At 53.9% G+C, this 13,202-nt stretch carries 6 protein-coding genes; 5 read left to right on the top strand and 1 reads right to left on the bottom strand.

Annotated features, from left to right (window positions below; translation table 11 throughout):
• The first annotated feature begins 219 nt into the window (after positions 1-219).
• The 4 genes from ACMHXH_RS06860 (at position 220) to ACMHXH_RS06875 (ending at position 10,812) form a co-directional block, all read left to right on the top strand.
• Positions 220-1,614, top strand: a complete 1,395-nt coding sequence (locus ACMHXH_RS06860; RefSeq protein WP_039033471.1) for a PhoH family protein — start codon at positions 220-222, stop codon at positions 1,612-1,614.
• A gap of 134 nt (positions 1,615-1,748) precedes the next feature.
• A complete protein-coding gene (locus tag ACMHXH_RS06865) occupies positions 1,749-5,441 on the top strand; it encodes a response regulator (protein ID WP_039034942.1) in 3,693 nt (1,230 codons plus the stop codon).
• 60 nt (positions 5,442-5,501) lie between these two features.
• Positions 5,502-7,907: a zinc-dependent metalloprotease gene (locus ACMHXH_RS06870; protein WP_335911777.1), complete on the top strand. Its 2,406-nt coding sequence runs from the start codon at positions 5,502-5,504 to the stop codon at positions 7,905-7,907.
• A gap of 121 nt (positions 7,908-8,028) precedes the next feature.
• The gene (locus ACMHXH_RS06875) at positions 8,029-10,812 is read left to right on the top strand and encodes a M16 family metallopeptidase (protein ID WP_335911778.1); all 2,784 of its coding nucleotides are present in this window, start codon (positions 8,029-8,031) and stop codon (positions 10,810-10,812) included.
• Here ACMHXH_RS06875 and ACMHXH_RS06880 read toward each other — a convergent pair.
• Positions 10,809-12,617 carry a protein kinase domain-containing protein gene (locus ACMHXH_RS06880; RefSeq protein WP_319619000.1) on the bottom strand — a complete coding sequence of 603 codons (1,809 nt, stop codon included), beginning with the start codon at positions 12,615-12,617 and terminating at the stop codon, positions 10,809-10,811. The genes ACMHXH_RS06875 and ACMHXH_RS06880 overlap by 4 nt on opposite strands.
• A gap of 228 nt (positions 12,618-12,845) precedes the next feature.
• On the opposite strand from ACMHXH_RS06880, the gene ACMHXH_RS06885 reads away from it, so the two are divergent.
• On the top strand, positions 12,846-13,193 hold the full coding sequence (locus tag ACMHXH_RS06885) for a hypothetical protein (protein ID WP_039034946.1): 348 nt from the start codon (positions 12,846-12,848) through the stop codon (positions 13,191-13,193).
• Positions 13,194-13,202 lie beyond the last annotated feature (9 nt).

Raw genomic sequence — 13,202 nt, forward strand, 5'->3', positions numbered from 1 at the left:
TACACTCAAAAACGGATACCGCGCAGTGACTATTAAAGAGACTGCAAAGGGTATTTGTCATCCGTTGCTAAAGGTGCCAGTATTAGTTTAAGCCATGTCACAGTGGTGAAACCTGCCCGTAATCAGTTAGAAACAGGAGTGCCATATACCCCAACCCAGGCCTGCGCTGGCCCATGACAACAAAGCTGTGAGTAGCTCATTGACGCAAATGGAGGCGCCATGGAACAAGACGACAGAAAGTTGTTTGTACTTGATACCAATGTGTTATTACATGAACCCTTAGCGATATACTCCTTTAAAGAACATGATGTTGTGGTCCCAATGACGGTACTGGAGGAATTGGACCAGATAAAAGACAGAAAGCGGGATGTCAGCCGCGATGCCAGGGTCGCCATTCGGGCGCTGGAAGATATCCTCGGCGGCAAGACCACTCCGGAACAGATAATCAAAGGGGTTCCCCTTCCAAGCCGCGAAGGGCATACAGATGCCACAGGTACTCTGGCTATCTTCCCCGACCATCAGATTGAATTCACCATAGGCTCGCTGCCCGGCGACAACAACGACAACCGCATTATCAACACAGCCCTGCATCTACAAAATCAATACGAGCCCCGTACCGTGGTGCTGGTCACCAAAGACATTAATATGCGTCTCAAGGCCAAGGGCGCCGGGATACTCCTGGTAGAGGACTACCGCACAGATCAACTGATCGATGACATACGTTTTCTGTCCAAGGGTTTTCATCAATTTGAAGGCAACTTCTGGGAGCATTTGCACAAGGTGGCCACCGAGCGTCATGGCCGTCATACTGTGCATGATGTGCCGCTCAAGGACCTGGGTGACGATCTGTTTTATATCAACCAATATCTACTGGACGATGAGTCCGAGTTTTGTGGCCGGGTGGTCGGCCGCAGTGAAACCAGTCTCAATGTGCTGGATCTCGGTCGCGATCGCCTGATGAATATGGAGGCCTGGGGCGTGAGGCCGAAGAACATCTATCAGGGCATGGCGCTGCAGGCCTTGATGGATCCTGATATCGATCTGGTTATTCTCACTGGCCCCGCAGGGTGCGGTAAGACCTTGCTGGCGATGGCGGCGGCACTGGAGCTGGTGGTGGAACGTAATCTCTACGACAAGGTGATAGTCACCCGTAATACCCCGGAAATTGCCGAGTCGATAGGCTTCCTGCCGGGCACGGAAGAGGAGAAAATGGCGCCCTGGCTGGCGGCAATTACCGATACTCTGGAGGTGTTACACAAGCATGATGTTAACCCCAGCGGTTCACTTAACTACATAATGGAAAAGGCCAATATCCAATTTAAATCGATCAACTTCATGCGTGGGCGGTCGATTCAGAACTCAGTGGTATTGCTGGATGAGTGTCAAAACCTGACCGCCTCACAGCTGAAAACCATGATCACCCGTATGGGAGAAGGTACCAAGCTTATCTGCTGTGGCAACCTGGCGCAGATAGACTCCAACTATCTAACCGCCGTTACCTCGGGTTTAACCTATATGGTTGAACGCTTTAAAAATTTTGAAGGCAGTGCCAACATTTATCTCAACGGTGTTGTGCGCTCACGGTTGGCGGAATTTGCCGAAGAGCAGCTCTGATAAACCCGGCTACTGAAAAAGGCCCCATATCGGGGCCTTTGCTTTGTGCGGGGTACTGCATATGCAGCCAAATTAAGTATATGATATCTTTCTTCCCCACCGCTTGGGGATGGGCCGTGATGCAAGGGTAATGGATGAAATTGAGTGAGCCGGATCTGCAGCTGAAATCTCCGATCCAGAAAAATTACAACCGTGCAGTGTTTTACACCTATATGGGGGTGATTGTACTGGCGTTGCTCACGGCTTGGGTGTTTTTTGAGCGCCAGAAGACCCAACAGATGGAGCTCAGGGAAGAACAGGTCGACCGCCATGTGATGCAGATTGACCTGTTGCTGGAATCCAGTATCCGTGCGGTCAAGAGCCTGCGTAATGTGGCCGTGGACCACTTGCGCCTGGCCGAACAGGTACGCAAGGACAGGCTGCCCCAGTACGAAAAATTCAACGAAAGTGGTCAGTTTTTTACCCTGGAGCCCAATTACGCCAGGAGTGGTGAGCCATTCACCAACATGGGGCGGATAACCGGCTCAGGTAGTCTCGATGGCCGTAGCGACAAGTTCTATCAGGAACTGGAGATGCTGTTTGAGCTGTCGTTGTCGTTCCCGGTCGCCAAGGAGGCCGCGCCCAAGGCTTCGGCCATCTATTATCTGTCCAAGCGGCGGATGATGTCTTACTACCCCTGGCCTTCGGATGAGCAGCGTTTTCGCGATGAACTGCTGAATAAGAAACAGTTTCAACTGGCGACACCGGCGATGAACCCCCAGCGCAGTGTGTTCTGGAGTGAGGCCTATGTGGACTCGGCCGGCAATGGTCTGTTGACTACCCTTGGGGTGCCCATCTATCTCGAAGATGAGTTTATCGGTTCTATCAATCTGGATATGACACTGGCATCGCTCGCCAAACAGATACGTCTCTATTTCAAGATGCCGGGCACTGTGATTTTGCTGGATCAGGGCAATAATATTCTCTCCCACAGCGATTTTGATACCTCCAGCATCAACCGGGTCTACCACATCAGTCAGCGGATCCCATCCGAGCTGCATTCTCTGCCTGAGTCTGAACTGTTCGATGCCCATGAAGGGATGATCCGCAATGGCTATTACATCCACTCGGTGGCGCTGCACAACGCCCCCTGGCGCCTGCTTTATCTGCAGGATGTCGATGATCTGTTTCTGGACTCGTTTGAGAAGCTGCAGCTGAGCTTTATTTTGGTGGTACTGGCGCTGTCCGTACTGGTGACCATAGTGCACTGGCAGACTCGCCGCTCTTTCGTCAGTCCGGCCTCGCGCCTGCTGTCACACCTGGAAGACTGTTCCCGTGAGCCGATCCGGCCGCCGGCGAAGATTACCCAGGGCTGGGAGCCCTGGTTCCAGTTGGTCAGCCGCATTTTTGAAGAAAACCAGCAATATACCCGTCACCTGGCAGAGCAGAACAAGCGTCTGGATAAACTGGTGGCCCGGCGCACCGAACGGCTGAAGGAAACCACAGAAAAGCGGGAGCGGGAATACGCCCTGCTGCGCTCTTTGCTGGACTCCATTCCTGAGGCCATTGTCTTCAAAGATAAAGAAGGTAAGTACCTCGGCTGCAACAAGTCGGCCGAGCGGGTACTTGGCTATACCGAGGCCGAGATGATCGGCCTGAATTCAGACACTTTGACCACCCCGGAGCAGGCCGCCAGAATTCGCGCCGAGGATGAACAGGTGCTCAAGGACAGGGCGCCACTGCGCTATCAGGAAAAGGTTGAACTGGCGGGCAAGCCTGTGCTGCTCGATACCCTCAAGCTGCCGTTTTATAACCGCCGCGGTGAGATGCTGGGCTTGATTGCAGTTTGGCGTGATGTGACCCGCGAATATGAAGCAGCCGAGCAGTTGCGATTGTCGGAAGAACGTTATCACCTGGCGATGGACGCGGTGGAAGATGGCCTGTGGGACTGGTATCTGGATTCGGAGCAGATCATCTGCAATCCTGCCTACTACACCATGCTGGGCTACAAGACCAATGAGTTTCCGGCGTTGCTGTCGACCATAGACGAGCTGATCCATCCGGACGACAGGATCCGGGTTGAAGAGTATCGCGAGCAGTATCTAGCCGATCCCATAGGCGCCTATGAGATAGAGTTCCGAATGCGCGGCAAGAGTGGTCAGTATCACTGGGTGCTGTCCCGTGGTCGGGTGGTGGAATTTACCACCAACAATGAGCCCAGGCGTATGCTGGGTACCCACAAGGACATTACCCGCAGCAAGAGCAACGAAGTGGCCTTGCTGGAGGCCAAGAAAGATGCGGAACTGGCCAATCTTTACAAGAGTGAATTCCTGGCCAATATGAGTCATGAGATCCGCACGCCGATGAATGCCATCATAGGTATGCTGCAACTGGCGCAGCGCACCAACCTGACGGCGCAGCAGAAAGATTATCTGGAGAAGGCTGGTTTCTCGGCCCAATCATTGCTGCGGATCATCAATGACATTCTCGACTTCTCAAAGATTGAAGCCGGAAAGCTGGAGCTGGAGCGGGTCTCCTTCCCGTTGGATAAGGTGTTGGAGCACGCCCTGGATATCAACTCGCTCAAGGCGCAGGAGAAAGGAGTCGAGCTGTTGCTGTATGCCCCTGTGACCGCCGGGCTTATGCTCAAGGGCGATCCTTTGCGTCTTGGTCAGGTGCTGGTGAATCTGCTGTCCAATGCGGTTAAGTTTACCTCCGAAGGGGAGATTGAACTCGGTTGTGAAGATGTCGGCGAACGCGATCATCGCATCACCCTCAAATTCTGGGTTCGGGACACTGGCATAGGGATCAGCAAGGAGCAGCAGGAGATACTGTTTGATGCCTTTGCCCAGGCAGATGGCTCCACCACCCGTAAATATGGCGGCACAGGCCTTGGCTTGTCCATCAGTAAGCATCTGGTGTCCATGATGGGCGGCAAGATGCAGGTGCAGAGTGAGCCGGGTGTCGGCAGTGTATTCAGCTTTACCATTAGCTTTGAGATCGCCGAAGAGGCCAAGATTGAACCTCTGGTGATGCCGGAACAGCTCAACAGCCTGCGGGCGCTGGTGGTGGACGATAACCCCACGGCGCTACAGATATATTCGACCCTGATGCGCGACTTCCACTTCGAGGTGGACACGGCTGCCAGCGGTGCCGAAGCCCTTTATAAGCTGGAAAAACAGGAAACCGACCTACTGCTAATCGACTGGATGATGCCGGAAATGGATGGCCGCGAGGTGATCCGTACCCTGGATGAAATGGTGGCCGATGGCAGAATAAGCAAGCGCCCCGTGGTGATTATGATGACGGCCTATGCCGCCGGTCCATTGGCCCAGGAAGTGGAAGATGCCAATGTGTTTGCGCTGTTGCAAAAACCCTTCAAGGCCTCGACTCTGTTTGATGAGATAATCTCAGCCTTTGCCGAGAAACCTCACCCGGCGACTGTGGCTGAAATTACTGACAATCAGAGTGGTGGTCACAAAGGCTTGGTGCTGCTGGTGGAAGATAATCTGATTAACCAGCAGGTAGCCTCCGAACTGCTGCGCAGCGCCGGCTATGAGGTAGATTTGGCCGACAATGGCCAGATTGCCCTTGAGATGGTGGAGCAGCGTCAATATGACGCGGTATTGATGGATATTCAGATGCCTGTGATGGATGGTCTGACGGCGACCCGGGAATTGCGCAAAAAATACGACAGGGAGACGCTGCCGATTATCGCCATGACGGCCCATGCCATGTCTGGCGATCGTGAGAAGAGTCTGGCGGCGGGAATGAACGCTCATATCACCAAGCCCATTATGCTCAATGAACTCTTTGATACCTTGAGTGAATGGGTGGGCAGGACTTGAGATAAACCGGCCAATCCCTTAACTTGAATGGCAACTTACAGATAACAATCAGGAGATGGGATGAAACCTCAAAGTTGGACCTTGTTGTTGGCGCTGATCGCGGTACCCGGATTGGCGCAGGCGGCACAGGAGAGGGAGGCCGCCGACGTCATCAGCGAAAGCACTCAGGCCGAAGGTTTTATCAATCTCTTTTATGATGCCAAGGCCGGGCAGCTGTATCTGGAACCGAGCAGACTCAACCAGCCTATGTTGCTGCTCTCCAGCTTGCCCCACGGCGTTGGCTCTAACGACATAGGGCTCGACCGGGGGCAACTGGGATATACCCGCATGGTGCAATTTGAACGCCAGGGGCCCTATATTCTGCTCAAACAGCTCAACACCCGTTTTCGCGCCGATACCGATGACCAAGCCGAGCAAAGAGCCGTGCATGAAGCTTTTGCCGAATCTGTGCTCTGGCGCGGAAAACTCCTGCCGGGAAAACGTCTGCTTGTGCCGGTCAATGACTTGATGTTGCAGGACCTGCACGGCATCAGCCAACAGTTGGCGGCCAGGGGCCAAGGGCATTATCGTCTGGACACCAGCCGCTCAGTGGTGTTGCCAACCTCGGTCAAGTCGTTCGAGCGTAATTCGGATGTGGATGTGCAGCTGACCTTTGCCAGTGATAAGGCCGGCGCCAGAGTCGCCGAGGTGACTCCGGATGGTCAGGCACTGTCTCTGAGACTACGCTACTCCTTTATCGCCTTGCCCGAGCCGGGTTATCAGGCGCGCCGTTATCATCCCATGAGTGGTTATCTGTCTGATGAGTACAAGGATTATGCCACCGCCATAGATCAGGATATCAACCAGCGCTTCTTGCTGCGCCACCGGCTGCAGAAGGTCAATCCCGGCCCCGAGCCAAGCGAAGTGGTTGAACCCATTACCTATTATCTGGATCCCGGTGTACCAGAGCCGATTCGTGGTGCCTTGCTCGAAGGCGGTCGCTGGTGGGAGCAGGCTTTTAATGAGGCGGGGTTTATAAATGGTTTCAAGTTGGAGCTATTGCCGGAAGGTGCCGACCCTCAGGATGTGCGCTACAACGTGATCCAGTGGGTACACAGGGCCAGTCGTGGCTGGTCCTACGGCGCGGCGGTGACAGATCCCCGCAGCGGTGAAATCATCAAGGGCCAGGTCACTCTGGGGAGTCTGCGGGTGCGTCAGGATCACCTGATTGCCCGTGGTCTCACTGCCGGGTGGGAAGACAGACAAGCGGCCGATGCAGCCGCCATGGCCTTATCTCTGGCGCGTATTCGCCAGTTATCGGCTCATGAAATCGGTCACACCCTGGGACTGGATCATAACTTTGCCGCTTCCACCAATAACAACGCCTCTGTGATGGATTACCCCCATCCCTATGTGCGCCTCGACGGCAAACGGGTGGACATCAGCCAGCCTTACGCCGAAGGCTTGGGCGCCTGGGATAAGTTTGCCATCAAGTACGGTTATGGTGACTTTGGTGATGAGGCCCAAACCCAGGCCGCGCTCAAATCGCTGCTCAAAGAGGTGCAGCAACAGGGGCTGAGATACATAGGCGAGGGTGACTCGCGAGCGGCTTCAGCCGCCCATGCTTATGCCAGTCTTTGGGACAGAGGCGAGGATCCGGTCAAGGAGTTGGCCAGAATGCAGCTGGTCAGGCGCCAGGCGCTTGAGACATTCTCCGCCAAGGCGCTGTTGCCGGAGCAACCCTTGGGCGAACTCAGTGATGCCCTTGTGCCCATCTATCTGTTGAATCGTTATCAGATCAGCGCCGCGGCCAAGTTTGTCGGCGGCATTGACTACAATTACCTGGCAGATGCCAATAGCGGTAGTTGGCATTATATTGCGCCGGAATTGCAGAAGCGGGCATTGGAGACTGTGCTGGCGACTCTGGATCCCAGAGAACTGTATCTGCCAACTGAGCTTCTGGAGCAACTGGTGCCCAAGGCCGGTAACTATTACCGCAGCCGCGAGAGTTTTGCCTCATCTCTGGGGGTTGCCGTGGATCAGCTGAGCATGGCAGAAGTGCTCAGTCGCCATACAGTGTCGACGCTGTTGAACCCTGAGCGGCTCAACCGAGTGGATCAGGCCTTTACCAGGGACACAGAGCAGCTGTCGGTAGAGGATTTGCTGGATAGATTGCTGGCTAAGACACTGCTGAAATCTCTGCCTTCGGGAGATCAGACCAGTATTGCGATGCGGGTCAATGCTGTGGTTTTGGATGGCATGTTGCAGAGTTTCGAGAGTGACGCCAGTAGTCCGGAAGTTAAAGCCATATTGAGAATGAAGCTGGATTATCTGCTTAAGCAGTTGCCCAGAAAGGAAAAAAGAAGTTCAGGTTACAAGGCGGCTCACTATGGACAACTGCAAGCTGTGCTTGAGCAGGCACTGAAACAAGCCGGGGTTAGAGCGATCAATAAACCTGCGGAAATGCCACCGGGCTCGCCGATTTAGTACGTCGTAAGGTATTGATTATGTGACATAATTATTTTATTACCTTATATTGGCATCTTTCATGTTCCAGAGGTTCGGGCCCATTTTGCACCGAGCCTCTGTTTTTTTTAGGGAATTGGTTATGCCAAAAATTCTGTTTCTCAGAGTCTGGCTCGGCGGTTTATTGCTGCTGCTCTGTTTCATTGCCAAGGCCGATGGGCTAAGCCTTAGCCCCCGCGTACACCAGGGCCAACTGGATAACGGTCTTAAATATCAATTGGTGGATAACAAGACTCCGTCGAATGCCATAGTGATGCGGATGCGGATCGCTTCCGGCTCACTGAATGAGGCGGAAAATGAGCAGGGGCTAATGCACCTGCTGGAGCATATGGCATTTAAAGGCTCCGTCGCTATCCCGGAAGGGGATATGATCCCAAGGTTGCAGCGTCTTGGTTTGAGTTTTGGGGCCGATACCAATGCCGTGACTGAATTTACCCAGACAGTCTATAAGTTCAACATCACTCAAGGGAATGAGCTAAAGCTGGATACCGGGCTGATGTTGATGCGGGAAATTGCCGACAGGCTCACTCTGGATCCCAAGGCGCTTGAGCAGGAAAAAGCAGTGGTGCTGGCCGAGCTTAAAGAACGTCAGTCGGCTGAGCTTGAAAATTATCGAAACCAATTGCGTTTCTGGTATCCCTCCAACCTACTATCAAAGCGTTTCCCTATTGGCGAAGCAGATATCATCAAGGCGGCAGATGTCGCCAAGCTGCGATCTTTGTATCAGCGTTTCTATACTCCGGAGCGGACAACGCTGATCCTGGTAGGCGACCTGGACATTGTCCGTACTGAAGCCCAAATCAAGCAGTTGTTCGCCGATTGGAAGCCGCACCCTCAGGCGGTTGCCCCGGCACAGGTGAAGCTTTCTCCGCCTGTAGTCAGAAAGCAGCCTCAGGCAGACACTTTCTTCGACCCCAGTTTGCCGACTCAAGTCTCTCTTGGGGTGCTGACGCCCAGAACACCAAAGCCTGACAGTATTGAAAAGCGTCAACAGCAGATGCTTGAGTCGCTGCTGGGGAGTATGCTTTATCAGAGGTTGCTGCCACACCTGTTTGCCGAGGAAGGTATGAGCCATGCTTCTGTTGAGTTAGGTGAAGAGTTTGGCACAGCGGTAAGGGTGGAATTGGCTCTGGAGACCCAGGAAGACAACTGGCCGCAAGCTGTGGCTCTGTTGGAGCAGACCATACGTCAGACCCTGCAATATGGCTTCAGCAACGAAGAGTTGCAGCAGGCGCTCAGGCGTCAGCATAGGCAATATCAACTCACTCTTGCCGGCAGTAACACCATTCACAGCCTGAATATGGCCGAGGCTTTGGTATCAATGGATGCCGAGGCCATGATACTGATAGAACCAGCAGATGAGCTGGCTATTTTTGAGGCCTTGGCGCCGCAAATTACCCCGGCGCTTATCCAACAGACACTGGCCGAACTCTGGCAGGGACAACCCGGTATCTATCTTTCCGCTGCCAAGGCGCCAACCGCGGTAGAAACACAACTCTTGGCGGCATATCAGCAGAGTCAGCTGCAGCCGGTTACTCCCTATAAGGCTAAACAAGCCAGCGAGTTTGCTTATCAAAGCTTTGGTGAACCCGGGAAGATAGTGGCCGATAAACGGGATCCCGATACCGGAATACGCCAGTTACGTTTTGCCAATGGCACTCTGCTTAACCTTAAATCCACCGAATTTGAACAGAACAATGTGGCTATCAGCTTGTCATTGGGATTCGGTGATTTGCCATTTCCGCGCCAAGAAGGTTTGGGCACTCTGTTCAATAATGCTTTTATTTACGGTGGGCTGGAGCAGCACTCCTGGCAACAGCTGGGGGATATCTTTGCCGGGCAGAATATCTCGGCAAATATTGGCGTCAGTACTGAAGGCTTTGGCGGCGTGACCAATACCAATGCCGATGAACTCAGAACTCAGCTGGGGTTACAGGCCGCCTTTTTAACCGCCCCGGGCTGGCGCCAGGAAGCCATCAACCTCTTTCGGCAGCAAGTTAAGGCAGAAAGTCAAAGCCGCAACGCCAACCCTAATAGTGCTTTCTGGGATGGTCTGAGTGGACTCCTGCACCCCGGCGATCCCCGATATGGTTACGGCCGGGAAGAGCAGGTGTTGCAGCGGGACTTTGCAGAAATAGCCAAGGTATTGGCATCGGCGCTGGATAAGGGAATGCTGGAAATCGCGCTGGTGGGAGATTTCGATGAGGCTCAGGGGATAAAAGCGGTCGCCGAGACATTCGCTGCCATCGAGCGGCATCCGGCCAAGGAGTCGGCCTTCGAGCGGCTGGTATTCCCCAAGGTGCCGGCACAGAGCCAAATTTTCCATCGGGGAGCCGAGAATTCGGCGGCATTGGCCTGGCTGTGGCCGACCACCGATATGCAGGATGTTCGGCGTCACAGTGAGCTGATATTACTCGAACAGGTGATGGACATTTTGTTGAATGAAGAAGTCAGGGAAAAAGCCGGCGCCGGATATTCGCCCTATACCTTTAATTATGTCGATTGGCATCCAACAGGTTACGGTTATCTGGGGCTGTTTACTGTCACAGATGCCGCCAAGCTGAAGGCGGCCGAACAGGGCTTTGCCGCGGTCGTAGCCAGAGTCATGGCCAAGGGTGGCATAGATGCTGAACTGCTGGAGCGGGCGCGTCAGCCCTTGCTGCAATGGTTGCAAAGTGCTCCTGCCAGCAACGACTTTTGGTTGGATCTGGCAGCAACGGCCCAGACTCGGCCGGGCCGTTGGCTGGGATTTCAACAACGACAGCAAATACTGGGGCAACTGGATGGTGAAGCCCTGGAAGCCGTGGCTCGAGAGTATCTTCAGAGCGAGCACCGCTTGAGCGTGACGACAACTTACGCCAACTAAGCGCTGGTTTTGGGATTTCTCGGATAGAAGCGCTCCGGCTTGCGCTGCAGGTGTTCGAACCTGCGGGTATTTTTATAGGGCAGCTTCATAAACCCCGAGACCCCTTGACCTTGGATCTTGTCCACATGACTGAGGATCCTGTCCAGACAGGCGCGAAACTGCGCCTGTTTTCTCGGGTTGAGTAGTCTAAGGTAACTGTGGATCTTCATATGGGTTGGCAGGGCTTCGAAAATGATACAGCCTGTGTGGTGTATCTGGTTTAGCCAGCCAAGTTCAGTCATGATTTCCGCAGGCAGTTCGAGGTTTTCATCCGGATCCCGGCCATCTTCAAAGTAGGAGTGCAGCCGGGATTGATCTTCGAGTGTCGGCACATCGCCCACCTCAAAGGGCAGCAGCTGATCTGCCTTGGCCTTGAACGGCTCTGAAGGGGCGCTTCGCTCCAGGTGCAGGGTATCTTTGGCGTTGAAGAAACAGGCCTTGAAGATACCTATGCGATGAATTCCCCGGGCCAGAGTCACCATGTTGTTGACCGCTTGAATTAATGCCGGCCTGAGCTCTTCATCATAAAGGGCCAGGTTGGAGTCGATATAGACGCCTGTCTCCTGCCAATGAATCGCCAAACCGCCCACAATCGGATACTGACCCAGGCGGCCAACGGCGGCGATAAAGCCCTTCTCTGTGTCTCCCATGCCGGCGAGGAAGTTGCGGTAGTACTTCTCCAGCTGAATATCTTCGGCGCGAATAGCCTCGGCATCGGCGTCCGGATGATGGCTGCGCAGAAACGATTTCCGCGAACTGTAGCTGACTGTTTCCACGTCCCGGGCCCGTTTCTGTACCCAGACGGGGATCTCGGCATTCAGCTCCTGTGGCAACGGTGGCAGTAAAAGATGCTGGCTGTATCTCATGCTGCGCAGGAAGTAGTCGCCGGCCTTGAGACGGGTGAGTGGATCTGAGCCCAACATGCCTTCGAGGATCCTGGCCAGTTCTAGCGGCAGACCTATGCTGGTGGGCGGGATTACTTGGGAACCGAAGCGGCTGGCCTGGCCGGACGCCAGAGCATAGAGGGTGGCGGCAACCCCTTGTTCATCAAATCTGGGGCTGGAAAGCGCCCCCGAGAGTTGCTCATCGCCGATAAAATAAACATCGCCCATGCGGGCGTTGGTATGCTGTTGATCGCTCGACATTAGCTCCATCACATTGCCGCCGACCGGGCGGTTATCGGCATCGCGCTGGGCAAATACCGCCGAGCCCCAGTCAATCAAAGACAACTTGTCTTCTTCTGGGTCATAAACCAGGTTGGAAGGTTTGATATCCCCATGAACCAAGGGTCTGCCGCTGCGCAGATATTGCAGCAGATCTGCCAACTGCCTGGCAATGCTCATGATTTCCGCCACAGGTAAGGCTCCATGCCGACGACAGCGCTGATCCAGATCCTGGCCCTGAGCTCTGGCCATCACCAGGATCCCCTGGCGTCCAACTCTGTCGAACTTTATCAGTGGTGGCACATTGGGATGATTGACCTGAGACAGCATGAAGGCTTCTTCTTCCAGTCTGTCCTGTACCTGTTGGGGCAGGGTGATGCGGGAGAACTTGAACACATGTTCCTGGCCATGGCGGTTTCGTCCGGCGAACACAAAACCATAGGCGCCTTTGCCTATCAGTTGCGGGTCATCATAGCCCAACTTGATTAGTTGCTGGCGGCAGAGGCGGATCCAGGCTCTGTGCTTGCGAGCGTCATCGGCCTTGAGCAGATAGACAGATTGCTCTTCAGAAATATAAAAGTGCTGCAGCTCAGGTGTTTGCAAGCGATTTCTCCATTGGCAGAGGCAAGGATACAAAATAACAACAAGCAGAAGCTCATTAAAACAGCAAGGGATAACCGCGGCAAGTTGTGACTCTGGGATCCAGCTCAGAACAAGGCTTCCTAGCGTATCCTTTTGGACGGCACTTTGACCTATATCAATTTCATTGCGCCCTCCCCAGAGTAACCTGTTTGCAACAAGCCGCAGTGGCAGAAGAGATTTGGAGGCCTTATGTCAGTGCCAGATAAGCAGGAGCTGATCGCATTGTTCGAGTATGCCCGTCCCAGGGTGATACAGTCGATGGAATTGCGTCATTGTCCCCATGCGGGTTTCTATAATCCAGTGGATGAGCGCTGTAATTTTTGTCATCAGGGCATGGAATGTATCTGGATGAACCAGAATGATGAGCTGGTGGATCTGGAGCAGAAATCACTCGAAGAGTTGAGGCAGCAGTTATTGATAGCGGTCGACTTTGTCGATTCCAGCCTGAGCCCGCATCATTTGTCACGGCGCAAATGTCAGTGTGATAACTGCAATTGGCTGCGCAAGGTGCAGGAGACCCTGGCCAGATTAGCCTGATACCACCCC

This window comes from Shewanella sp. BJSY2023SW001 (assembly GCF_047314685.1).
GTDB classification, from domain to species: Bacteria; Pseudomonadota; Gammaproteobacteria; order Enterobacterales; family Shewanellaceae; genus Shewanella; species Shewanella indica.